The organism is Shewanella sp. JNE2, assembly GCF_023159115.1.
Lineage (GTDB): Bacteria > Pseudomonadota > Gammaproteobacteria > Enterobacterales > Shewanellaceae > Shewanella > Shewanella putrefaciens.
Genome location: NZ_CP096169.1, coordinates 2,750,936 through 2,776,707 on the forward strand (window position 1 = coordinate 2,750,936; position 25,772 = coordinate 2,776,707).

Genomic DNA, 25,772 nt, shown 5'->3' on the forward strand with positions numbered 1-25,772 from the left:
TCTAGAAGAAATAACGGATTCCCACCGCATAGTTGTTTTCTTGTAGATCTTCATAAGCTTTATCATCCATGTTGCTGAAATCAATTTTGGCCTCAACGTACATAATTGTGTCGCGGCTATAACGATAATGCAGACCTAGCACTGCAAATTGGCGTGCCCATTTTCCTTGGACCGCCGTATTTTCATCGGTATCAAGATCTTGATATGTCAGTAATACAGTTGGAACGAAACCACTGTCATACTGATAAGCAACAATAAACTCAGCTCCAGTTGAATCATATAAATCTCCACCCACTAATTCGTTTTGCTCACTCTTATGAGCGTTAAAACCTACGTATAAACCGTCAGCATCGCGACCTGGAGCATATTGATAGAAACTACCGTATTGGGCGCCAATACCAATAATTTGGTTAGTGTTATCAACCTCTTGGCCTGCAAGATTTCCGGTAAAATCACCACGATTAAATCCCGCTAGCACTTTAAATTTATCAGTAAAGTTGTAAGTTACACTTGCACCATAGCTAGGTTCGAAACTCAATTCCGAACCATCTTTCAAGGGAGCACCATTACCATCGTACAAGGCAACATCGCTATTTTGTTTAGAGGCATACTGTACTGCGACATGCAGGTTACCGAAAGTATTACGGTATTGTAGCGCAGCATCGGCACGTCCAGCTCCTGTTAAACCACCGTCACCGAAGGTATAAGCCCCCACAGACCAACCTGTGAAAGCATTGAGCACATCAGTTGTGTAAGCAACATCATAGTAAGCCCCCCATTGCTTACCAAAGCTGATCTTTCCCCATTTCTCATGGGACATCCCAACATAACCCAGTCGATTGAATAGAAAATCTGAATTTTTGGATGCCGATAACTGACCACCACCTTGGCCTTGCGTGTATATAAGGCCGTCATCGCTGGTCACCATATTGATACCCCATTCCGTATGGGCAAAGGAGCTCCAGCCATTTTTCTCTTGACGGTCGAAACGAAAACCAACGCGAGAAAAATTATCTATAACAGAAGTTTCATGACCATCATTTAACGCGGTAAATCCTAACCAACCGATCATGTTAACGCTATTAGTTTGGTCATTATACAGTTCAACGGCTTGAGATGTTCCCGTTAACAATAAGCTTGGAATAATCAAAGCGAGCAATGTCTTTTTCATTTTATCTACCTTAAAATTCAGCAAAATCACATATAATCACATGATTTATTTAATATATTATTTTCCACAATCAATACTAAGCAGGTTATGTGCCATAGGTAGGGAAAGCTGAAAATCAAGGTGTTTTTTAGATACGGATCAGGCAATCTCGAAATATCGTGATTATCGGTTGTTAAATACCGTTAGATAAATTAAATGTCGTTATTACATCAAAAGACAATAACGACATGTATGCAACAAGTGTGTCATTACACTGCTGTTGTAGATTTGCGGCTATTAGAAGCTGAACGACTGGTTGATCGAGTTACCGAACTTTTAGAACTAGTATTTTTGGAACCATATTTGTTGGAAACATCGTTTTTTGTTGTACCTATGCCTTTCGCTGAACTTGATTTTTTAGAATACGACTTACGATAACCTTGGCCTTGTAAACCATTAAGCGCGGTTGGCGGTTGTGCTCCCGCATTTTGGATAAGTGTGGATAAGGTGCCAAGCAATGGCTGCATAAATCCTTGATAGGAGGTCTCTTTATGACAAATGCCGTTCAAGCTCGCTTCCCAAAGTGCTGTCATATCCGGCGTAGTGGCGCTCAAAGGCAAACTGTTAATCAATCCTTTCCCCACGTCTGTCGAGACAATGGATTTACCTAAGCGTTGTAAAAAACCGCGTTTAAATAAGAGTTCAATAATACCTGCACGGGTGGCTTCTGTACCCAATCCATCGGTTTCTTTAAGAATTTTACGGATCTCAGGGTCAGTGACATAACGACTAATACCCGTCATCGCACTGAGCAGGGTCGCATCGGTAAAGGCTTTAGGCGGCTGGGTATTTTTTTCAACTAACTCACCACGCAGACAATGCAAAGTCTGCCCAAGTTTTAGCGGCGGTAAATGGCCGATAAATTCATCCTGCTCATCATCCTTATCTGTACTTTCTTGAGTCGACTTATTATCGCCCGGCTGTTGGCGGACAAAGAGTTGCTTCCAGCCGAGGGACCTATCCTGACGCGCCTTAGTGTTAAATAAACCACCTTCGATAGTCACTTGTACCGTGGTTTCACTATAACAATAGGCGGGATAAAACTGCGCTAAATATTGACGCGCAATATGAAGATACAGCTGTTTTTCCCGCAAGCTTAAGCTCGATAGGTTAGCCGTTTTCTCGGTAGGGACGATTGCGTGGTGGGCGTCCACTTTTTTATCATCCCATGCTTTAGATTTAAGACGGGGATCGGGTGCATCAGCACCTTGCAATAACTCAGCAGCACCGTCACTTATCGCTTTAAGTACCGAAGGCGCAAGATTATGTTGCTCAACGGGTAAATAACGACTGTCGGAGCGTGGGTAAGTAATGAGTTTATGACGTTCATACAAACTTTGGCAGGTATCGAGCACATCCTTAGCACTCATACCAAACCGTTTGGCCGCATCAATCTGTAACGCGGATAAACTGTAAGGTAAAGGCGGATGCTGTTTCTTGTCCTTAGCCACTAATTGAGTAACTAAGGCGGGTTTATCGCTGATGCGACTCACCACATTTTGTGCTAATCCTCTGGCTAGAACTCGCCCTTCTTCATCCATATAGGGTAAACATGCTTCACTCGGTTGCCATTTTGCACTAAAGGTTTCCTGCTTGTCCATTGCCAAATGTGCCAGTACTTCATAAAAAGGCTTAGACTGAAAATTAGCAATTTCTTCATCACGGCGCACCACTAGCCCAAGCAATGGCGTTTGTACTCGGCCGACGGATAACACGCCTTGATAACCGACCTTTTTACCTTGGATGGTGTACGCACGCGTCATATTCATACCATAGAGCCAATCGGCACGGCTACGGGCTAAAGCAGAGGTAGATAATGGGATAAACTCGCGATTACTGCGTAGCTGCGTTAGAGCCCGTTTTACAGCTTGTGGGTTTAAGTCACTGATCAGTAAACGCTGGGTTTGATGTAGCTTGTCCCCCGTCACACCAAGATAGGCAATCACTTCATCCACGAGTAACTGCCCTTCACGGTCGGGATCACCCGCATTAACCAGCATACTCGCTTGTTTAACTAATCGTTTAAGCACTGTGAGTTGACTGCGGGTTGCAGCCTTAGGTTTTAGTTGCCACTTCTCTGGCACTATAGGTAGGTGTTCAAATTTCCATGCTTTAAATTCAGGATTATAGGCATCAGGTTCTGCTTGTTCGAGCAAGTGACCGACACACCAAGACACGCAATCGCCATTAGCGGCTTCGATAAATCCATCGCCTTTTTTATGGGGTTTAGGCAATACATCGGCAATGGCCCGCCCTAGGCTAGGTTTTTCTGCGATATAGAGGATCATACAAACACCAAACACTGGATATAATTACAGTACAATCTAGCTCAAAGTCCTTCTAAGTGCAAATCACAGCAAGCCTGACAGGAAAGCAATTATTAAATTGTAAATTCAATTGAGAATAATTCTCAACAAAGTGTAGAGTGAGCACATTGACAAGGAGGATTTATGAACCCATTAGCAAAAAAATTAATCCACAACATACACAACACTCATGCAGAAAAAACAGCATTAGTCCTAAGATTTAATCAGTTACTTATATTTCATACCCTATTACTACTTGCTATTAGTTTACTTACGAGTTCATGGCTAGGACAGCTTAGCTTAATTGATATACCACTGATTGGGTGGGTTATTCTATTGATTCCTATTGCGGTGAGTCTATCACTATTACTACGCCACCAAGTGACTCGCCATAGCTTAAGCAGTCTATTTAGCGTTTGGATGTTGCTTTGGATCTGGGGATAAATCACCGGTTTTTAATACGATTGGTATAATCAATATGCTTAAAGAACCATAAAAAAAGCCAGTGATATCCATCACTGGCCCATGATCTGCCTAACACTTGCCGTTAAGGGTGACAGACGTTATGCAACTCTAAGTTAGTACCAATATCTTTATTACGATCCGCTTTTGCATCATCGTTACGCAGTTGCGTTAAGTGATCTAAATACGCTTGATCAACGTCATTGGTAATATAGTGACCATCGAATACTGAGGTCTCGAAGCGTTTAATCTCAGGGTTTTCCATTCTCACCGCTTCAACTAGATCAGACAGATTTTGGAAAATAATACCATCTGCACCAATCAGTTTAGCGATTTCATCGGCATCACGTCCATGGGCGATCAGCTCATTCGAGGTCGGCATGTCGATACCATACACGTTCGGGAAACGAATCTCTGGCGCAGCAGAAGCAAAATACACTTTCTTAGCACCCGCTTCACGAGCCATTTCGATGATCTGCTCAGAGGTCGTCCCGCGAACGATAGAGTCATCCACTAACAGTACATTTTTACCTTTAAACTCAGTGTTGATTGCATTGAGTTTACGGCGCACTGATTTCTTACGTTCCTGTTGACCAGGCATAATGAAGGTACGGCCAATATAACGGTTTTTCACAAAACCTTGGCGGTACGGTAAGTCCATGCAACGGGCAATTTCCAGCGCGATATCGCAGGAGGTTTCAGGAATAGGGATCACCACATCGATATCGTGATCGTACCATTCCTTCTTAATCTTCTCGCCAAGCTTAGCGCCCATGTTGACACGACTTGCATACACAGACACTTTGTCGATAGTCGAATCTGGACGGGCAAAATAAACGAATTCGAAGATACAAGGCGCATAGCTCGGTTCTGCCGCGCATTGACGGGTATACAGCTGGCCGTCAATTGACACATAAATCGCTTCACCCGGCGCGACATCACGCATCACTTCAAAGCCAACGGCATCGAGTGCCACACTTTCTGAAGCGACCATGTATTCAGTGCCAGTAGCAGTTTCGTGCTTACCTAACACCAAAGGACGAATACCAAATGGATCACGAAACGCGACTAAGCCTTGGCCAATAATCATGGCAACCACAGCGTAGGCACCACGGGCTTGCTGGTGCACATTCGCGACCGCATCGAACACTTCTTCCGACGTCAGAGTCAAACTCGTGGTTTTTTGCAGCTCATCCGCCAAGAGATTTAATAACACTTCAGAATCTGAGGTGGTATTCACATGACGACGTTTTTTAATCAGCCCTTCGGCTAATTCGACTGTGTTGGTTAAGTTACCGTTGTGGGCTAATGAAATCCCAAATGGCGAGTTAACATAGAAAGGCTGCGCTTCTGATGCGCTTGAACTGCCCGCAGTTGGATAACGTACATGGCCAATCCCTGCATTGCCCTGTAAGCGCTGCATATGCTTGACTTCAAATACATCTTTTACCAGACCGTTGGCTTTACGTAGTCTGAAAGCACCACGATCAACGGTCACAATACCTGCCGCATCCTGACCTCTGTGCTGAAGCACGGTCAGTGCATCATAAATGGTCTGATTAACCGATGATTGGCCAACTATTCCGACGATACCACACATGGGTAAGCTTCCTCATTGTAAGATGTTCTATGTCCTTTCATGTTGAAATATAAGCAAAAAGATAAATGACGTTGAATAGACATTTTGACTTAGGTTTATATTCATCAATTAGGATAAATTTATTGTCTTTTTTATATTTTGGGTACAAAGCTGGAGGTGTTTTCCAAATAGTTAAAAAACCATTGAATAACAACGCCAAATTCGGGCACTAGCACAGAATCCTTCCACCATTGGGCGTTGGGAGAACCTGTGAAAGCATCCATAAAAAACAACAAGGCGCTAACAATAAGCGCACCTCTAATGGCACCGAAACACAGACCTAAGAGTCTGTCAGTGCCAGATAATCCTGTTTTAACAACTAGTTGCCCAAGGATGTAATTGACTAAGGCGCCGAGTATCAAGGTGGTAATAAAGAGGATGGCAATGGATACACCATTACGCAGCATTTCATCGTTCATTTGGGTTAAATGAACGGCAAGATCTTGATAAAACTGGCTGGCAACAAAGAAAGCCGCAAACCATACCACTAAGGACATGGCTTCTTTGGCAAATCCACGGATCAGACTGATAAGAGTCGATAATCCGATGACGAATATGATAGCGTAATCAATCCAAACCATTGAGATGGCTTTCCGACATGGGCTTTAAGACGGCGCGATTCTACCAGAGACTGAAATGATTCTCACCCCTAGAGGGTAAATAAATTATTTTCAGTCTCAAGGGGGTTATCGCCATTAAGATTCCAGAGGATTAAAAGGGACAATCCGCCCTTTTAAGCCAGTAAGGCTTTCAATATCTTCTAACATTTTCTTCAATTTGGCTTCAGAGACATCGGGACCAACAAAGACTTTGGTTAATACGCCATCCCTTGGAGTGTCTGGAATAGTGTACGCTTTAAAACCATTTTTACGTAGCTGTGCAACCAATGCTTTGACGTTAGCGGCATTGCTAAAAGCGCCTAATTGTAAGGTTAGTCCTGGTTTAATCGAGTCGCGGCTCACGACTTTAATACCATCATCTTTAGTGGTTTTTGCCGTTTCAGCTTTAGGCTTTTCTGTCTTTGCAACTGTGGTCGATTTGACCTCAGGCTTTTTCACGGGTTCAGACTTAGCCACAGCCGATTTAGCAGGCTCTTTCTTAGGCTCGGATTTCGTTGGCTCAGGCTTATTTTCCGGTTTAGACGTATCTTGTTTAACGACCTCCTTAGCAGGAACAGATGTTGCTGGTTCTGTTTTAACCGCTTGCGCTAACAAAGCTTCGTCACTGCTTGAATGAGTACCAACAGCGTCTTCCCCTTCAAGTGCCACGACCTCTTTGGTCGATAGCACCTCAAACATATCATCGGCATTTTTCCGCTGCTCAACGAGAGGGGGGCGCAAAGGGATTTCTGCAAACTGCTCTTCTTGACGCTCTTTTTTGCCGTCCAAAATATCCGGTAAAAATATCACCCCGAGGGCGACCAGCACCACAGTGCCGACTAAACGATTATGAAACTGGCTAGACAAAACTGACATCCTGCTTAAATAGAGATTTAAATCCTGCCACAGTGTAAAAGGAGCCAAACACAATTACCACATCATCAGGGCTAATTTGCGCTTTTAATGCCGACCAAGCGGCATCTATTCCCTCAAATTCAAACGCATTAGCCTCTGCGGCTAAGGTTTTACGTAATTGGCTTGCACTCGCCCCACGTTCACCATGCAAGCTGACTAAATACCAAGTATCCACTAAAGGATCAACCACAGGTAATACACCCGCGACATCTTTATCCTTCAACATACCGCAAAGGGCAAAGACGCGCTTACCCACAACCAATGATGCTAACTGTTGTACCAAAAACCGCGCCGCATGGGGATTATGAGCCACATCGAGTAGCACTAACGGTTGCTCACTCACCCGTTCCAGTCGACCCGTTAAGCGAGCCGAGTTAATCCCCTCTGCAATAACAGCAGGCGCGATATTCGGCCACCCCTGTTCAATCACAGCCAATACAGTCGCCGCATTAGGTAATGGCAAAGCGGGTAACGCTAAATCGTGCAGTTTGAGCACTTGGCCTTTAAAATCCCACAGCTTGCCATGGACTTGATAACTGAACTCGTTGCCAACGCGATATAAGATTGCGCCCACCTCATTGGCGACTTCATTAACTGTGTGTGGCAAGTTAGGCTCCCCCACAATCGCAGGTTTACCACAGCGGAAAATACCTGCCTTTTCACGGCCCACAAGCTCACGGGTATTACCTAAATAACTTTCATGATCTAAGTCGACTGACGTGACCACACTGATATCGGCATCGATAATATTAGTGGCATCTAAACGCCCACCTAAACCGACCTCTAAAATAACCACGTCAAGCTTTGCCGCTTTAAAGAGTATCAAGCCTGCAAGCGTAGCGTATTCAAAAAAGGTCAGAGAAATATCGCCGCGTGCGGCTTCAATTTGCTCAAATGCCGCAACAAAAGCACCGTCACTGGCATCGCTACCATTGATTCGCACTCGTTCATTGTACTTCAGCATGTGCGGCGAGCTATATACACCGACGGTTAAGCCAGATAAACGCAGAATATTTTCGAGCATGGCACAAGTGGTGCCTTTACCGTTCGTTCCCGCCACTGTCACTATTTTGGTTTGACCTAAATCCAAAAGATTGAGAATTTGCGCGACCTTAGCGACACGGGTTAACCCCATATCGATTTCACTTGGATGAATGGACAACAAATAATCCAACCACTGTTCCAGTGCTGCATTTGACGCGGGGGCTGTTAGCATCTGTTATTTCCTTCCTTTAATCACGCTCGATAATCATATTCAGATATTGGTCTAATTATCCCAACGACATTAATCCAACATAAATAATGGCCCAAGCGCGAGCTTAGGCAATTGATATTGTTCTGGATAAGTCACATCAACTAGATAGAGTCCATGAGGTTTAGCCGTTGCTGCGGCTTGGTTTCTATCTTTTAACGCGAGCAAATCACCCATCCAAGTCAGTGGCTGATTACCTAGACCGATTTCTAACAATGAACCGACGATATTACGCACCATATGATGCAAGAAAGCATTGGCGGCGATATCGACAATCACATACATGCCTTGGCGCGTAACATTGACGCAATGCACATTACGAAACGGTGTTTTCGACTGACACTGCACCGCGCGAAAACTGGTAAAATCCTGCTCACCCAAAAGTACCTGCGCCGCTTGGTGCATTTTGTCGGCATCAATATTACCGTGATAATGGCTTACACCATGGCGTAAAATCCCAGGGCGAAAACTGTGATTATAAATCACATAACGGTAGCGTCTGGCGGTGGCCGAAAAGCGCGCATGAAAACTGTCGTCGACTTCCTTGACCCAACGTACGGCAATATTATCAGGTAAATTAGCATTTACCCCTAAAGTCCAAGCGCCTTCATTTCGGATTGCATTCGTATCAAAATGCACCACTTGGCCTGTGGCATGCACACCCGCATCAGTACGTCCGGCACAAAATAACCCTATAGGTTCATTTGCCACTATCGATAAAGCACGCTCTAATTGCCCTTGTACTGAATCGACTTCGGCCTGACGTTGCCAACCAAAATAACCACTGCCATCATATTCAATACCTAATGCAATTCGCATCCACACACCCTCACAATGAATTTAGCGGCGCATTTTATCACAGCATCCCTTAAAAAAAACGGCGCCCGAAGCGCCGTTAGATTGAAACTCGGTTAATCGAGATTAACTAATCTCTTTTAGTAAACGTCCGGCCTCATCCTGTTGGTGTTCATTACCATCTATTTGCACTTCTTTGAGCAATGCTTTTGCACTATCACTGTCGTCAATTTCAATATAAGCACGGGCTAAATCCAGTTTGGCACTGACCGAGTTTTCTTCATCATCGACATCAATCATAGCGGCATCGCCAAGTAAGGCACCAACGTCACTCATCTCAATGTCAACTTCAGGATAGAGATCTATATCGGAGCGATCTTGCTCCGCATCGTTAAGTAATTTATCGATATCAATAAAACCATTTTCATTCTGGAAGTTGGTCAAATCGTGCTCTGGCACTAATTTTTTTGATTGACGGGATTCCTGCGCATCCAATGCGGCTAAGGCTTCATCGACCGTCAGAGTATGTTCATCATCGAGGGCAAAGCTATCTTCGGTCGTTAATATATCATCGTCATCAAAATCGGTATTTGCGGTAAATGCCGCAAGAACACTGTCATCACTCAGATCAAGATCTGTGCTTAAATCGAGATCATCATCAAGATTAAAGTCAATTTTAGGCTCAGCCCTAGTGGTTTCTGATGGAAAATCAAGCGCGCTCGACTTAGCAATCACTGGTGCATCTAAACTCGCATCCATCGACTCATCGAGGGTTGGTGTGATATTAACCTTAGGCTCTGGGGATGTAGACGCAAAATCAAGCTCTGTATCCCAATCCAGCACGTGGGGTTCTTTACTCTTATTTGCTTTTAAATCATTGAAGAAAGAGGATTCTTTTTCCTTAGCACTCGCTGCTGCAGCAACCGTAGCGGCCAGCGCCGCTGTAGTCAGAGCATCGGAATTAACATCATCACTATTGAAACCGGTGAATTTTGCGTCTTCGGCAGTCGCATCGATATTATCACTGAGGTCTTCTACTAAGGTAAAAGTATCATCAGTGCCGTCAAGCGCGTGGCTAGCTCCAATCCCTTTGAGTAAATTATCTTCATCTGTAGGACTTTCTTGAGTATCAAGCGGCGTCGTTTCTATATCAAAGTTGAAATCATCACTGTCAGCTTCTCCCTGTTCTGGAACATCAAACTCAGCTAAAAGTGCATCAAGATCATCTTCTGAATCTGAAAGATCTTCGGGTAATGATGCTTCGAGTTCTTCGGCAATCTCATCATGCATGCCGCGATTATCGGCAATACTTGGTGTATCGACTGTTCCCGTTTCTGAAAATATACCGCTATGGGGAGCAATATCGTCTTCATCTTGCATATCAAATTCGGCAAGAAGCTGTTCGAGATCATCATCGGTGGCTGACAAATTGGTATCGAGTTCATCTTCGAGCTCAGCAGCGATTTCTTGGGCAACGTCATCATCCACAGATACAGCAGCACTGGCTGGCTCATCAAACCCAGCAAGTAAGGTATCAATATCCTCGGTATCGACTACTGCAATATCATTCAGTTCTTCATCTAATTCAGCAGCAATTTCATCGCGTAAATCGGGTTCAGGGGCGGTAGGCTTATCAAAATCCGCCAATAAGGCATCAATATCATCAATCTCTTCTACCCCCAAAGACTCAAGATCACTGTCGAGTTCTGCGGCAATTTCCTCACCAAGATCAGCAGCCTGTTCTGAAGGTGTAAGTTTATCGAAATCGGCAAGTAACGCATCGATATCATCATTGTTATCGATATCAAGATCATCTAACTCAGCATCCAGTTCTGCGGCAATTTCAGCGCCTAAATCAATGCTTGCATCATTGTTCTCCGGAGTTTCAATATCCGTAAAATCATCAGTATCAACCGACGCTTCAGCAACATTCGCTAAGGTATCAACATCATCAGGGGCTTGATTGGCTGAGTCTTCCGTGCCAAGTCCCGCCAGCAGAGCATCGAGATCTTCCTCCTCAAGAATGTTCCCTGATTTGGGTTTATCCTCAACGGATTCCTCCTCTTGATCGCCCATAGCCTCAGCCCAAAGGTCATCAAGTGATTGACCTTCGTCTTCTTCAAATTGTGGTTCTGCTTGCGTACTGCCTGTATCGATAAACATTTCAGAGGCGATGTTCATCTGTTCATCACTATCAACCATACCTTGTTCAGGTTGCAGGCTTACACTGCCAACATCTAATAAGCTATCTATAGAATCAGCATGATCCGTATCTAAATGAATGGCCATATCATGGAGGTCATCCTCATCCATCGATAAGATACTGGCTCCTGTCGCCATACCTGCGCCAGCAGCCATAGCGGCTTGTTGCGCCGCTAACTCACGGCGCTCTTTATTACGTTTACGACGAAGCATCATAAATACAAGTAATAAAATCAGTAGCGCTGGTATTACTGCGGCTGCAATTAACATTGCAGGATTATTGATAATCTTCCGCCATAAGTCATCTGGCTCTATTGGCATATCGGGTTCAGAAACGGAAACAACATCAGCGGATTGTGCCGCTTCCACTTCTGCTTTTAACGCTTGGTTCTGCTGCTTACTAGCGAGAAGCGTTTCTTCAAGTACCGCAATTTGTTGATTTAATTCTTCAACCTTAGCTTTTAATGCTTCAACATCCGAGTTACGAACTGAGAGTTGATCTTGGGTTCGAGCTAATTCATCGGTCAAAGAGAGGGTTTTCCGCTCCGCAGCCTCTAGGCGTGCATTGACATCCGAACTCAACATTTTAGGTTCAGACTTAACCACAGTGGCTGTTTTTGCCACAGCATCCTGTTTAGATTCAACAGGTTCAGACTTTGGCTCAACTTTAGGTTCAACCTTAAGCTCAGTTTTAGGTTCAACCTTAACAACAGGAGCAACGACAGGTGATGTCTGCGTAATGGCTTTCGTGGTGTTAGGTTCTTTAGCGCGAGGAGTGGTTGTCTTAGCTGGAGATTTTACGCCTGCACGCGCTAACTTATCATCACGTTCAGCACGAGCAATTGCCACACTATTGGGAATGGCAAGCATGACTTCTTTCGAAGGAATAAGCAAAATCATGCCACGCTCAAGGCTGTTGTAATTATCAGAGTTAAAGGCGTGGGGGTTGGCTTCAAATAAAGCAGCCATAACTTGATAGACACTCACACTCGCATCGGGGCGGACTTTTTGTGCAATACTCCAAAAAGTGTCTTTTGAGGTCGTTGGACCATATTGTTGATTAACTTGACGGATCTGTCCGTCTGGCCCCATGATTTTTAAAGGTTTTACTTTAGGCGTATCTGCAGCAACAGCGGGATCAATAAAATAAGCAGTAGAAGAAACAGCTAAAACAGTGGCCATTAGACCGACAAGATACGAAGTGCGAAATTTCATCAATCCTTCCCTTTGAAGCGCTGTAAAGTTATCTCGCTGATAACAGGCTTTAGGCAATTGTATTTATTGAGATTACTATAAACTAGAAATCCCCGCCCTGCTACTGTTCACAATTGTAAAACAAAAAAAGCCCGCTGACAGCAGGCTTTTTCAATGGCATCAAATGCACGTTAATACTTAGTAATAATCTCTCACTAAGATCTCGGCAATTTGCACACTATTTAAGGCTGCACCTTTACGAATATTGTCAGACACGACCCACAGATTAATGCCGTGAGAATGAGAAATATCCTTACGAATGCGACCCACATAAACCGGATCGGTTCCTGCGGCATCGGTCACTGCTGTTGGATAATCCTCATCGGATTCAAACAATACCACTCCTTCGGCATTACGCAGTAAAGCTTTAACGTCTTCGGCATCAACAGGCTGACGAGTTTCGATATTAATGGCTTCCGAGTGACCATAAAACACAGGCACACGTACAGCTGTCGCATTCACTAAAATCTCATCGTCACCGAAAATCTTCTGGGTTTCCCAGACCATTTTCATTTCTTCTTTGGTATAGCCGTTATCCATAAATTTATCGATTTGTGGCAATACGTTAAAAGCAATTTGCTTCGGATAGACTTCAGCGTCAGCGGGTAAACCTTGCAGTAATTTAGTGCACTGATGCGCCAATTCTTCAATGGCTTTTTTACCTGTACCCGATACTGACTGATAAGTCGCGACATTAATACGGCTGATCCCATAGGCATCATAAATAGGCTTAAGTGCCACCAGCATTTGAATCGTTGAGCAATTTGGGTTAGCAATGATATTGCGATTGCGAAAATCCGCGATAGCATGCGGATTCACTTCAGGTACAACCAAAGGAATATCGATGTCGTATCTAAAGTGAGAGGTGTTATCAATCACAACACAGCCTGCTTCAGCGGCAATCGGTGCCCATTTGGCGGAAACATCACCTCCTGCAGAGAAGAAACCAATTTGAGCTTGGGTCCAATCGAAGGTTTCTACGTCGAGAATGGTAATTTGTTTGCCATGAAAGCTGACCGTTTCACCGGCGCTGCGGCTACTGGCTAAAGGGTACAAATTGGCAACCGGGAAGTTACGCTCTTCGAGGATCTCTATCATAGTTTGACCCACTGCGCCCGATGCACCTAAAACGACAACATTAAATTCCTGTGACATAGCTACTGACCGACTCCTGAAAACCCTAAATTGGATAACCAATCTACCTCAAGTTGACGGTCATAAGCCAGCGCCAATGCACTAAATTCGCGTCGATGTCGGTGATTTTTTCTCATAGTGTCAAAGCCATTCTCATTTAAGAATATATTTCGGAACATCTTGTCATCATCGCGCAAATCATAAACAAAACGTGCCAACTGTAAGAGTGCCTTTTCGTCAGGCGCTGTCGCCAATTCAACAGCCTTAATATTAAAGCTTGGCAAGAGATCCAGCAGGCTTTTATCGGCAGCAATATTAAGTAACTGACACAGTTTTTGATAGAGCATAAAAGTGCCGCGCGCCTTACCTTCTAGGCTGTAACCTGCAATGTGCGGCGTGGCAAATTCAGCCAGTGGCACGAGTTCTGGCATAGGTGTTGGCTCGCCTTCCCACACATCGAGTACAAGTTTGAGATCATCACGCTGGCGTTTAACTCTGACAAGTGCTTTGTTATCTATCACATCTCCACGACAGCAATTAACTAACCAAGTATTGGGTTTGAGCGCCGTTAAGCGCGCCTCATCTAATAAATGTTTGGTTTTATGCTCGCCCGTGCGCGTGATGGGCACATGTAAACTGATGATATCGGCCTGCGCCATAATGGTTTCTAAGCTCACAAAACTGCGCGGATCGCCCTGTTTCTCTTTGATGGGATCATTAAGCAACACCTTAATACCATAGGCTTGCAAGCATTTAGCCGTTGCAGTACCAGTATTGCCCGCGCCCACTATGCCGACGACCTTGCCCTTAAGCGGCGAATCAAACCGCTGTGCTAACTCCAGCATAGCGATAAAAGCAAACTCCCCAACCGCAGTCGCATTGCAACCTGGCGCATTAGAGAAGGGGATATTACGCTCGGCAAGGTAGGCTAAATCCACATGATCTGTGCCTATAGTGGCACTGCCGACAAACTTCAGTTGATGATTGTCCGAGAGCAACTCGGCATTCACTTTGGTGACAGAGCGCACTAATAACACATCGGCATCGCGCACTTGCGCTGCGGTTAACGTGCGGCCATTAACAGGAATAATTTCCCCGAGATCGCCAAATAACGGTTCAACAAAGGGCATATTTTCATCGACTAAAATCTTCATGGGCACCTGATTTGAAAAAATGGGAATGGAAGGCATCAAGATGCTCGGTATTCTAACAAGACTAATGGGATAAATCCTTGTCGATGCAACAGGTTTACAAAAAATGCTCATAAAAAAGGGAAGCCTAAGCTTCCCTTCTATCGTATCTGATAAACAAACTTATTTGAATTTACGCATCACTAGCGTGGCGTTTGTACCACCAAAACCAAAGCTGTTACTCATGACTGTATTCAGCTCAGCATCGCGATATTCACGCACGATAGGCATATCTTTCGCCGCTTCGTCCAGATTATCGATATTGATGCTTGGGGCAATAAAGCTGTTTTCCATCATGATTAAGCTGTAAATCGCTTCATGTACGCCTGCGGCGCCTAATGCATGACCTGTCATAGACTTAGTCGATGCAATCGGTGGGCACTTGTCTTTAAAGACTTCACGTAGCGCTTCTAATTCACGCACGTCACCCACTGGCGTTGAAGTGCCGTGAGTATTGATGTAATCGATTGGGGTGTCGACATCCATCATCGCCATTTGCATACAACGCACAGCGCCTTCACCCGATGGAGCCACCATGTCATAACCGTCTGAAGACGCGCCATAACCAATGACTTCAGCGTAAATTTTTGCGCCGCGAGCCAGAGCATGCTCTAACTCTTCAACCACTAAAATACCGCCGCCGCCAGAAATCACAAAACCATCACGGTCAGCATCATAGGTACGAGAAGCTTTTTCGGGTGTGGCATTGTACTTAGTTGACAGTGCGCCCATAGCATCAAAGCCCATGGTCAGCGTCCAATCCACTTCTTCAGCACCACCGGCAAACACCATGTCTTGCTTACCCATTTGGATAAGTTCAACGGCGTGACCAATACAATGGGCGCTGGTTGCACAGGCTGAACTGATAGAATAGTTCATGCCTTTAATTTTAAATGGCGTGGCTAAACAGGCGCTGGCCGTGCTCGACATGATGCGAGGCACAATATACGGACCAACACGTTTAACGCCTTTTTCACGCAGTGTATCGGCAGATTGAACTTGGTTAGACGATGATGCGCCGCCTGTACCCACAATCAAACCTACGCGCGGATCTGAATACTGCTCTTCGGTTAAATTGGCATCGGCAACCGCTTCTTGCATAGCAATGTAGGCATAAGCTGCCGCATCACCCATAAAACGCAATGCCTTACGATCGATATGCTCAGCAGGGTTTAACTTGATGTCACCCCATACATGGCTACGTAATTGCATCTCTTCAAACTGAGCTGAATGCGTAATACCACTGCGGCCCGCTTTCAGTGACTCGGTCACTTCTTGCTTGTTATTACCGATACTTGAAACAACACCCATTCCGGTGATCACGACTCTTTTCATTTTATTGCTATCCATTGTGTACATGTCAGTACCTACTTTTCGCTGAGCCAATAGTATCTGTTTTGACTCAATTAAGTGGTCAGCTTTCCATAAAGGCGAGTAAAATAATGCCAATTATGAGACCGAGAGTAAATTTCTTTGACTGCAGAGCCCAATAAACCTTGCCAAATTAAGCGCGATTACCCGCAATTAATCAACCTTTATCCCGCAACCGCTCACAATGATGCACACTATCTCAGCAAGTTGAGCATTTATCAGCAGCGGGTATTTGAGGCTCATTCACAGCAAAAACTCTTAGTATTAGGGCAAATGGGTTTAGGTAACGGGCTTGAACTCTTATCTTGGTGGCGCACTCAGACGAACCCTAACCAACGATTACTCCTTAAAGTCTTCGAACCCCATCCGATTAATGCGTACGAACTTAAATTACTTTGGGATCAATCCGCCAGTTTAGCCAAAGTGCCTGAACTTGAGCTACTTGCCCAACGCTTACTTCATACAGAGCCGACGGCTATTATAGGTTGTCAGAGATTAATTTTTGATGACGGTCGTACCACAATCGACCTGCACTTTGGTGATATTCAATCCCAACTCAGTTCACTCATCCATTCTCCGCTGCACCCCGTTCAGCACTGGCTGGTATTGCCCCATCTACAAAATGGGTTACATCAGCAGATCCATTGGCAGATGGCAAAACTCAGTGACGATAGCGCCACTGTTGCAACGATTGGATTAAACGAATCAAGCGGATTAAGCGAAACAACAGTCAATCGTTTCCAAGCCTGTGGCTTTGAGGTGAGGGATTTTACCTGCGCTGAAATACAGACAAACCCTCAGCCTGATGCCATTTTGTTACACGAGCGCCACGTCTTACGCCAGCAAGACGCTAAAGCCTATGCCTTTAATCCTATGGCTGCAATCTTACCCTCGGAGGCACCCAGCTCGATTGCCATCATAGGCGGCGGACTCGCCTCGGCGCATTTGGCACTGTCTTTGGCGGAGCGTGGCCAAAGCACGCAGCTCTTTTGTAAAGATGCCAAGCTTGGCCAAGGCGCCTCGGGCAATCGCCAAGGGGCAATTTATCCACTGCTGACCCCAGAAAATGATGAATTAAGCCGCTTCTTCCAGCAGGCATTCTTATTTAGCCGCCGTAGAGTACAGGCGCTGACATCTGTCCCCGCCCCAAATCAAACGCCGATTTCCCATAATTTTTGCGGGGTATTGCAAACCGCCCACGATGAACGCAGCCAATTACGACTCGATAAAATTATTCAAAGCCAGAACTGGCCAAGTGAAATCGCTTATCGAGTCGATGCGCAGCAGGCCAATTCTCTTGCGAACATTAATATTGACAAATCAGGCTTTTTCTATCCGCTGGCTGGCTGGGTTTGTCCCTACGAATATGCCGAAGCCGCACTACAAAAAGCGCAGCAGCTTACCGAGGTCAAACTCCATTTGGAGACTGAGATCCTTGAAATTGAGCATCAAAGTGAAGGTTGGTATTTAATCACCGCTAAGCATCGCTTTGGCCCCTTTGCGCAAGTTGTGCTCGCCAATGGCGCAGCACTCACGCAATTTGATGCCAGTAACAAATTACAAATTAGCCCTTTTCGCGGCCAAGTCAGCCATGTGCCCACTCAATTTCAATTGAGTCAGCTCGCGACTGTGCTGTGCGCCAACGGTTATTTAACCCCAAGTCACCAAGGACTCCACTGTCTTGGCGCGAGTTACGTTAAAGAACCTAAGCATTTAGATTTTTGCCCGCAGGAGCAGCAAGAAAATCTCGCCAAAATGCATGAAAGTTATCCTGACCAAGGCTGGCTTGATGATATCGACATGAGTGGCAACAATGCTCGCGTTGGCGTGCGTATGGTGACGCGGGATCATTTCCCTATGATGGGCTGCGCGCCCGATGTGGCGAAAATCCTTGAGGATTATGAGCAACATCAACTCACTAAAGAGAGTCGCCACTACTGGCAAACCACGCCAGCGCCGGTGCATCAAGGGCTGTATATTCTTGGTGGGTTAGGCTCACGGGGACTAAGTTCTGGGCCACTTGCCGCCGAATGTCTCGCGGCGCAGCTTTGCGGCGAACCAATACCACTCGATAAAGCAACCCTGTGTAAACTCAACCCTAATCGTATGTGGTTGCGAAAGTTACTCAAGGGAAAATCCCTCTAGCTTTGCCATCGCCTGTACAAATAAAAAAGGGATTAAGCCAAGGCTTAATCCCTTTTTTATTATTTTCTGTAAACCACTTAAGCGGCAGTAACAACAATAGTGTTATCACTGCTGCTAGGTTCAAGACAGCTAGGCTCTACACAACTAGCCTCAATATGTCGGGGCTTTCTCGATTCTCTCGCCACTTTTACCCGAGTACGATTGTTGTTATCGCGACTCTGACGAATAAGCGCATCGCCACTTAGGTTCGAAGGTAGACCAGATGCTAGGCTCGATGTCAGGCTTGCAGCAACGCGATGGGATTTGGCCAATCTGTCGTATAGCAACACATTGACCGAAGCCGCAAGATTCATACAACCGACCGTAGGCACATACACTACGGCGTCGGCTTTATCGATAATCTCTTGGCCAATGGTGCCATCTTCAGGACCAAACACATAAAAGGCTTTCGCGGGATGAACAAAATCCGGCAGCGGCGTTGCGCCCACCACCAAATCGACACAAATAAGCTGAGTGTCCGCCGGAATCGCGGCTAACAATGAAGTGACGCCCGTGAGCGGAATGCGCTCGCCAGCATCTTTAGTATCGACATGGTATTGCACAGCCCCCGAACGCGCGGCTAACTCGTAGCGCCTGCCGGTATAAAATACGCCATTGACGCCATAACAACCTGATGCGCGCATAATGCCACCGACGTTAACGGGCGTTTTAGGATTCACTAAACCAATAAATACCGCGCTAGCATCGAGCGTTTGCTCACAGGCTAATTCAGCACTCGGCATTTCTACACTCGTTACTTCGGTATTAGTCACTTGCTCATCGTCAGTCATAGGCATAACGCTAGGCAACATCCAATTCGCCTATAATCTTTGCCTGCAGCTGTGCCCATGCCTGTTCAACCAAGGCATAATCGGCATCGTTTAATTCTTGGCGCGCGAGTGCTAGACAGTCGGTCATTTTTAGCATTAACGCATCAAGATCCGTTTCACCCTGCGCTTCCAATTGCGACAACACTACGGCCACATGGCCCTGTAAGTAGCCACAGGCAAACAAAGCATCGTCATCACCATGGTTGACTACACTGGCGATCCACTGTTCTAATGCGTCTTCGTAATGCTCTAACATGGGTCTAACTCTCCATTAATACTGGATTGGCCGACACATCTGCTGCGACCAATAAATCTGGATTGGCCACCTGATACATGACGTAATCATGGTAGCCCGTCGTCACTTTATAATAGCCGCCAAGCTCGCTATCTAATTTAGGGTCGCCACTATCCACAATTAGTGGTCGTCCATCAAGTGCTTTTAGCTTAGTTTTTGTGGCAAGGATAATAATATTGTCTTTTCCGATGCGCCGAATCAGCTCGGGCGACAACTGTTGATTGCCACGCCCTAAGATATGGCCTTGGCCACCAATTAAGGTAATCACCAACTTAGTCGGCTTATCTTGGGTCAGTTCGAGTAATTCATTCGCGGTTAAGTCACTGCCGACTAAACTTTTATTTTGAATAAGATCAACACCGAGCAGGGTATTATCCAGAGCTAACTCTTCCATCACAAAGGCAACCGTACTGCCAGAGCCCATGATGTACAATTCATCTTCCATTTGATTGATCACATCGGCGGCGATATCGGCCAGCACGAGTTCATCGACTTCCTTGCCGCCCATCTTCACCGCTTGCACATAACGCGGCTCGGCGGGCACTAAGAGCTCACCAAAGCGTTTAGCACGCACTGTGCCTTGGCGAAAAGCCACTTCGTCAATATCCATCACATCGGCGGACATCAAACTGACAAGTTCGCCATCGAGTAACATCTTGACCACCATGCCAGATGCATGGGGCGTAATACCGTAAACGCCGGAATGAATTTTCACCCCAGCAGGCACGCCGAGCACGGGGAGTTTGTCGTCGATAGTGGCTTGTTCAAATACGGAGTAAACATCGCGGGCCGTGCCATCGCCACCAGCAAAAAGGAGTAAATCCAACGGTTCATCCAGCAGCGCACGCACAACGGCCTGCGTATCCAGCGCCTGAGTTTTATCCGGAGTTTGATACACCACTCGCGTGGTAAAACCGAGTGTTTTAGCGGCGTCTTCACCCATGATGCCTGAAGCGGTAATGACTTCAATGTCATCACTATAATCACGGATAACCTCGAGGGCCTGCATCATACGCAAGGCGGCTTTGGGTTCAGCGCCTAAGGCGAGCGCTTCTTCGGCAACGCCATCGCTGCCCTTAAGGCCAACACTGCCACCTAAGCCAGCTAATGGATTGATAACTAACCCTAAACGAAACCGAATCACCCTTTACCTCACTTAACGCAATCTTTTGATTTTTTTATCTTAATGGATATGACTAGCCCGTATGGGCTGCAACACCCGGTTTATCCTTAGGGATAAAGAATACCGCCAGCATAGCGGCAAAGGCGCATACTGCGGCAAATACCCAAGACCAAACCGCCCCGCTACCATCGCCCCAAATATAGCCACAAATCCAAGTACCGAGCGCGCCGCCAACCCCAAAACTTAAACTGGCGTATAGGGCTTGACCTTGGCTTCTATGACTCGCATCGAAATGTTTATGCACAAATTGAATCGATGCCGCATGGGTTAAGCCAAAGGTAAAGGCATGTAATAATTGGCTAAAACCAAGCCACAATACACTATCGACCCCAAAGGCGACCAATAACCAACGCAAGCAAGTCATGCCGATACTGACAATCAATAGGGTGTTAACACCATAGCGACCCAGTAAACGCGGCGCGAACATAAACATCACGATCTCGGCCATGGCGCCAAGGGCGACAAATATCCCCGCCGAGGATTCTGAGTAACCCGCTTGTTTTAAATATAAGACGAAGAAGCCGTAGAAAGGCCCTGCGCTCATTTGCAACAACATAGCGGAAATCATGAACCACACAATTGGCTTAGTCCATTTAAGGCTGTGCCGCTCCTGCCCCGCGGGGCGCACCGCTCGATTGGCGGGTAGCGGCAACGCGCTAAGCAGCATCCCGGTAAATAACGTCAAGCCGATATAAGGCAACACTTCGGTGCCCCACTGGCCGATAGCAAAGCCCGCACCCACCACAAGGCAGATAAAACCTATACTGCCAAAACTGCGTATTTGACCGTAGCGACTGGCATTCTCGCCTAAGGTTTCTAAGGTGATCACTTCAAGCTGAGCGAGGATCGCATTCCAAAAGAAAGTATAGAGGGCCAAACTCAGCGCCATATACACAAAACCACCATGGTAGAAGAAACTCAAATAGGCCAGCGCGGCGGCTCCCGCGCCCATTTTGATCAGCTCAGCGCGCATCCCAGTACGGTCAGCCACCTTAGCCCACACATTCGGCGCAACGATGCGCGTCGCCATCAAGATGGCGAGTAAAAAACCAATTTCTTGGGGATTAAAACCGCGATTTTCGAAGAAGACCCCAAGATAAGGGACCATAGTGCCGAGAATAGAAAAAAAGAAAAAATAGCAGGCACAAAGCCAGCGCAATTGCCGGCTTGTGCTAGAAGAAGTTGACATTAACGCATTCCCTTTATCCCATGCCACTCATTGTATCGTTATCGCATACCAGCTATTTCATGCCACTTATCGCATACCCCTATCTCATTCCGAGAACGGGCGTTTGACTGCGTACATCTTGATTTTGCGCTCTGTGTCTTAACAAGTGATCCATCAGCACAATGGCAAGCATAGCTTCGGCAATCGGTACCGCGCGGATCCCAACGCAAGGATCGTGACGACCTTTAGTGACCACTTCGGCCATTTCACCCTGCGCCGTCATACTTTGACCAGGCACGCTGATACTTGATGTGGGTTTGAGCGCAATATGGGCAATTATCGGCTGACCAGATGAAATCCCACCGAGCACACCGCCCGCATGATTAGATTCAAAGCCTTGCGGCGACATTAAGTCACGCCCTTCGGAGCCCTTTTGCGTCACCACACCAAAACCATCACCAATCTCAACACCTTTGACGGCATTAATACCCATCAAAGCGTGGGCGATATCGGCATCGAGTCTATCAAATACGGGTTCACCTAAACCCACAGGCACACCTGTCGCGATGACGGAGATTTTCGCGCCAATCGAGTCACCGGATTTTTTCAGCTCACGCATGTATTCATCGAGCGCTTCAAGCTTGCTAGCATCGGGGAAGAAAAAGGCATTTTGCTCGATTTGGTCAAGATCAATAGTCTGCGCACAAATAGGACCTAGCTGCGACATAAACCCATAGATCTCGATACCGTGAACTTGCTTTAAATACTTTTTCGCCACCGCCCCCGCCGCAACCCGCATCGCAGTTTCACGGGCTGATGAGCGGCCACCACCGCGGTAGTCACGCATACCGTACTTTTGCTGGTAGGTATAATCGGCGTGCCCAGGGCGAAATAAATCTTTGATATTAGAGTAATCTTGACTGCGTTGATCGGTATTTTCAATCAAGAGTCCAATCGAGGTGCCCGTGGTTTTACCTTCGAAAACGCCGGATAAAATCCGCACTTCGTCGGGCTCACGACGGGCCGTGGTATATCGGGATGTCCCAGGACGACGGCGGTCAAGATCATGCTGCATATCGGCTTCGGTTAATTCAAGCCCAGGTGGGCAACCATCAATAATGCAACCGAGTGCTACACCGTGACTCTCACCAAACGTCGTCACTACAAAATTTTGACCAATACTGTTTCCAGACATCCGCTTTGTACACCTTAGAATATTTGTTCATCGCTCCGTGTCCAGCGACCACTGGACAATTTATTTTCCCGCTGCCAGCCTAACTGGCAGCGGGAAAAGTCTCAACCTAATTTGCTATTTTAGGCTATTGCGCATCGCGATAAATGCCAAATACAGATTGATTTTCAACCAGTTGATCGCGAGTTAACACAAATACGCCATCGCCACCATTTTCAAAGTTAATCCAAGTGAATGGCACTTCTGGGAACTGCTCAATCAAATGCACCATAGAATTTCCCACTTCGACCACGAGTAAACCCGTTGGCGTGAGGTATTGCGCGGCATTGGCGAGTATACGCTTGGTTAAATCTAACCCGTCGCAACCTGAGGCTAAACCAATAGCCGGCTCATGGTGATATTCATCCGGCATGTCACCAATGTCTTCAGCATCCACATAAGGTGGGTTTGAAACAATCAAATCATACTGAGGCCCTTCTGGGATGGCCGAAAACAGATCCGATTGCATCGGGAACACTCTGTCCATCACACCTAAGGTTTCAATATTAATTTGCGCCACATCTAAGGCATCTTCGCTGATATCCAGCGCATCGACTTCGGCGTCTTCAAATTCATAGGCGCAGGCAATGGCGATACAAGCGCTGCCTGTACATAAATCTAAAATACGTGTGACTGGCTTGTTATATAACCAAGGGCTAAAACGGTTAGCGATCATTTCCGCAATCGGCGAACGTGGTACTAACACGCGCTCATCGACGTAAAACTCAAGCCCTGCAAAACGGGCCTTGTTGGTCAGGTAAGGCACAGGCAAGCGTTCTCTCACCCGACGAATAATCAACTCGACAATTTTGTGTTTTTCACTGCTGGTCAAGTTACTTAAAATCACTTGCTGGCCGATTTCTTCTGGTAAGTGTAAAGCATGGAAAACTAAGGCGATGGCTTCATCCCACGCGTTATCAGTACCATGACCATAGTAAACATTGGCATCGTTAAAACGGCTCACGGCCCAACGTAACATATCGCCAATGGTACGTAATTCTGTCACAGCTTCATCTACAAAGATCTTATCCAAAACGTGCTCCTGCTAGTTTGTTCGCCAAACATTGTAACTGAACTCTATTCAGAAACCATAGGATTCAATAGAATACCCGCCATGAATAAAGACGATGACAAAGAAGGCTTGGCGATGTTCTCAGCGCTTATCGATGGTATTAAGCCCATCACTCAGGATAAGCGGCACTTTCGCACGCCCTTAAAAACCAAACAGGAAATAGCACTGAAAGAGCAGCAACTGCATGCAAACAGCTATTTCTCAGATACTTATCAGCCACTACTGCCTATACAAGGACCGATGCGTTGGTTAGATGATGGCGTGGATAGCTTAGAGTTAAAACGACTCAGACGCGGCGATTACCAACCCGATTTACTGTTGGATTTGCATGGCTATCGTCAGTCAGAAGCCAAACTCGAGTTAGCGGCGCTCATTCAGGCCTGCGTTAAACAACAGAGCCAATGTTGCTGCGTAATGCACGGCTACGGCAGTGGCATATTGAAACAACAAGTTCCCATGTGGCTAGTACAGCATCCTATGGTGAAAGCCTTCCATCAGGCGCCAAAAGAATGGGGTGGCGATGCCGCGCTTTTAGTCTTAATCGACCTTGGTGAGCTGCCGCATAGACGTTAGTTAGCTTCAAGCTTTTACAAAAAAACGGCCCACTTAATGTGGGACGTTTGTTTTGTAAAAGAGATATAAATCTAAATTAGCTAATACTATGGGGAGCGTGCTGCCACACAATCGACGCTTGCTCGGCATGTTTATCGACCAAGGTAATTCCAGAGGTGGCAAACAGTGGCGGCTCAACCCCTGCAACCAATTCACTCACTAAGTATCCCAATAATGGCATGTGAGAAATGACTAACACTCTATCTGCCTTGTATAACTCAGCATAAGCAACAATTAAAGCGGCAACATTAGCAGGATCGCCAGAAGGCACAAGATCATCGGCAACAAGCCACTTACGTGGCTCAGGAAAGTGTTGGCTCAGTTCCTGCCACGTTTGCTGTGCACGTAAGTAAGGGCTAACCAAGACAAGATCAAAATCTGTGATACTTCGAGCTAACCAGTTGCTCATCACAACGGTATGGTGCCTTCCTAAATCGGTTAGGGTTCTATCCCTATCGGATTGGGCATCAAATCCTGCGTCACCATGTCGCATCAAAAATAGCTGCATACTTCTCTCGCTACCCACACTTGTTTTTGTTTTATCCCAATTGTAGCCCTAAAATTCGTTTCGACAAACCTGTATACCCAAGCGACCTCAAAATACGAGTTTCAGAGCACCTAGGGTGCTTCAATTCAAGGCGCATCAATGACAGAATGTCGGCTACCTTTTGAATTGATGCAACACGGAATTGGAGTGCCCTAGGCGCTCCGTCCCGGCGGCTTTTAACGCACTTTATGCTGTGTTGGTTATTTTTAACTTAGCCCACTAGGTCCGCAAATAACCGCCTTGCCTAAAGTGCGTTAAATTCCCGCTGAATCCTGCATTTTGAGGTGGTTTGGGTATACGACTTAATCTTTAGTCGATAAA

Annotated in this window: 21 protein-coding genes; 3 read left to right on the top strand and 18 right to left on the bottom strand. The window is 46.1% G+C overall.

The window, feature by feature from the left end; translation table 11 throughout:
• Position 1 precedes the first annotated feature (1 nt).
• Together MZ182_RS12230 and MZ182_RS12235 are read right to left on the bottom strand one after the other, a co-directional pair.
• Complete coding sequence (locus tag MZ182_RS12230; RefSeq protein ID WP_248067079.1) at positions 2-1,171, bottom strand: porin; 1,170 nt, start codon at positions 1,169-1,171, stop codon at positions 2-4.
• Positions 1,172-1,419: 248 nt separating this feature from the next.
• Positions 1,420-3,498: a DNA topoisomerase III gene (locus tag MZ182_RS12235; RefSeq protein ID WP_248067078.1), complete on the bottom strand. Its 2,079-nt coding sequence runs from the start codon at positions 3,496-3,498 to the stop codon at positions 1,420-1,422.
• 162 nt (positions 3,499-3,660) lie between these two features.
• Here MZ182_RS12235 and MZ182_RS12240 point away from each other — a divergent pair, with 162 nt between their 5' ends.
• Positions 3,661-3,960: a hypothetical protein gene (locus MZ182_RS12240; protein WP_115014344.1), complete on the top strand. Its 300-nt coding sequence runs from the start codon at positions 3,661-3,663 to the stop codon at positions 3,958-3,960.
• A gap of 103 nt (positions 3,961-4,063) precedes the next feature.
• Here the strand turns inward: MZ182_RS12240 and purF are convergent, their stop codons facing one another.
• From purF to fabB, 9 genes are all read right to left on the bottom strand, one after another.
• The gene (gene purF / locus MZ182_RS12245) at positions 4,064-5,578 is read right to left on the bottom strand and encodes an amidophosphoribosyltransferase (protein ID WP_011788909.1); all 1,515 of its coding nucleotides are present in this window, start codon (positions 5,576-5,578) and stop codon (positions 4,064-4,066) included.
• Between the two features lie 131 nt (positions 5,579-5,709).
• Complete coding sequence (locus MZ182_RS12250; RefSeq protein WP_011788908.1) at positions 5,710-6,198, bottom strand: CvpA family protein; 489 nt, start codon at positions 6,196-6,198, stop codon at positions 5,710-5,712.
• A 114-nt stretch (positions 6,199-6,312) separates the two neighbouring features.
• Positions 6,313-7,083 (bottom strand): cell division protein DedD, encoded by a 771-nt coding sequence (dedD, locus tag MZ182_RS12255; protein WP_014610820.1) that lies wholly within the window; start codon positions 7,081-7,083, stop codon positions 6,313-6,315.
• A complete protein-coding gene (folC, locus tag MZ182_RS12260; RefSeq protein WP_248067077.1) occupies positions 7,076-8,347 on the bottom strand; it encodes a bifunctional tetrahydrofolate synthase/dihydrofolate synthase in 1,272 nt (423 codons plus the stop codon). The genes dedD and folC overlap by 8 nt, the downstream gene beginning before the upstream one ends.
• 69 nt (positions 8,348-8,416) lie before the next feature.
• Positions 8,417-9,202, bottom strand: coding sequence for a tRNA pseudouridine(38-40) synthase TruA (gene truA, locus MZ182_RS12265; RefSeq protein ID WP_011919520.1), 786 nt, complete (start codon positions 9,200-9,202; stop codon positions 8,417-8,419).
• A gap of 102 nt (positions 9,203-9,304) precedes the next feature.
• A complete protein-coding gene (locus MZ182_RS12270) occupies positions 9,305-12,595 on the bottom strand; it encodes a FimV/HubP family polar landmark protein (protein ID WP_248067076.1) in 3,291 nt (1,096 codons plus the stop codon).
• Between the two features lie 177 nt (positions 12,596-12,772).
• Positions 12,773-13,789, bottom strand: a complete 1,017-nt coding sequence (locus tag MZ182_RS12275; RefSeq protein WP_028761035.1) for an aspartate-semialdehyde dehydrogenase — start codon at positions 13,787-13,789, stop codon at positions 12,773-12,775.
• Positions 13,790-13,791: 2 nt separating this feature from the next.
• Positions 13,792-14,922, bottom strand: a complete 1,131-nt coding sequence (locus tag MZ182_RS12280; RefSeq protein WP_248067075.1) for a 4-phosphoerythronate dehydrogenase — start codon at positions 14,920-14,922, stop codon at positions 13,792-13,794.
• A 159-nt stretch (positions 14,923-15,081) separates the two neighbouring features.
• On the bottom strand, positions 15,082-16,293 hold the full coding sequence (gene fabB / locus MZ182_RS12285) for a beta-ketoacyl-ACP synthase I (RefSeq protein WP_181811372.1): 1,212 nt from the start codon (positions 16,291-16,293) through the stop codon (positions 15,082-15,084).
• A gap of 138 nt (positions 16,294-16,431) precedes the next feature.
• Here fabB and mnmC point away from each other — a divergent pair, with 138 nt between their 5' ends.
• Complete coding sequence (gene mnmC, locus MZ182_RS12290) at positions 16,432-18,474, top strand: FAD-dependent 5-carboxymethylaminomethyl-2-thiouridine(34) oxidoreductase MnmC (protein ID WP_248067074.1); 2,043 nt, start codon at positions 16,432-16,434, stop codon at positions 18,472-18,474.
• Between the two features lie 77 nt (positions 18,475-18,551).
• Here the strand turns inward: mnmC and MZ182_RS12295 are convergent, their stop codons facing one another.
• The 6 genes from MZ182_RS12295 to prmB form a co-directional block, all read right to left on the bottom strand.
• Positions 18,552-19,325 (bottom strand): RNA methyltransferase, encoded by a 774-nt coding sequence (locus tag MZ182_RS12295; RefSeq protein WP_248067073.1) that lies wholly within the window; start codon positions 19,323-19,325, stop codon positions 18,552-18,554.
• Positions 19,315-19,599, bottom strand: a complete 285-nt coding sequence (locus tag MZ182_RS12300; RefSeq protein ID WP_248067071.1) for a YfcL family protein — start codon at positions 19,597-19,599, stop codon at positions 19,315-19,317. The genes MZ182_RS12295 and MZ182_RS12300 overlap by 11 nt, the downstream gene beginning before the upstream one ends.
• 4 nt (positions 19,600-19,603) lie before the next feature.
• Positions 19,604-20,782, bottom strand: a complete 1,179-nt coding sequence (locus tag MZ182_RS12305) for an ATP-NAD kinase family protein (protein ID WP_131523505.1) — start codon at positions 20,780-20,782, stop codon at positions 19,604-19,606.
• Positions 20,783-20,834: 52 nt separating this feature from the next.
• A complete protein-coding gene (locus MZ182_RS12310) occupies positions 20,835-22,010 on the bottom strand; it encodes an MFS transporter (RefSeq protein ID WP_248067069.1) in 1,176 nt (391 codons plus the stop codon).
• Positions 22,011-22,089: 79 nt separating this feature from the next.
• The gene (aroC, locus tag MZ182_RS12315) at positions 22,090-23,184 is read right to left on the bottom strand and encodes a chorismate synthase (protein WP_248067066.1); all 1,095 of its coding nucleotides are present in this window, start codon (positions 23,182-23,184) and stop codon (positions 22,090-22,092) included.
• 124 nt (positions 23,185-23,308) lie between these two features.
• Complete coding sequence (prmB, locus tag MZ182_RS12320) at positions 23,309-24,253, bottom strand: 50S ribosomal protein L3 N(5)-glutamine methyltransferase (protein ID WP_248067064.1); 945 nt, start codon at positions 24,251-24,253, stop codon at positions 23,309-23,311.
• An 81-nt stretch (positions 24,254-24,334) separates the two neighbouring features.
• Between prmB and smrB the strand changes: the two genes are divergently transcribed.
• On the top strand, positions 24,335-24,865 hold the full coding sequence (gene smrB / locus MZ182_RS12325; protein ID WP_011788894.1) for an endonuclease SmrB: 531 nt from the start codon (positions 24,335-24,337) through the stop codon (positions 24,863-24,865).
• 76 nt (positions 24,866-24,941) lie between these two features.
• Here smrB and sixA read toward each other — a convergent pair whose 3' ends face one another.
• On the bottom strand, positions 24,942-25,412 hold the full coding sequence (gene sixA, locus MZ182_RS12330) for a phosphohistidine phosphatase SixA (RefSeq protein WP_011919532.1): 471 nt from the start codon (positions 25,410-25,412) through the stop codon (positions 24,942-24,944).
• Between the last annotated feature and the right edge of the window lie 360 nt (positions 25,413-25,772).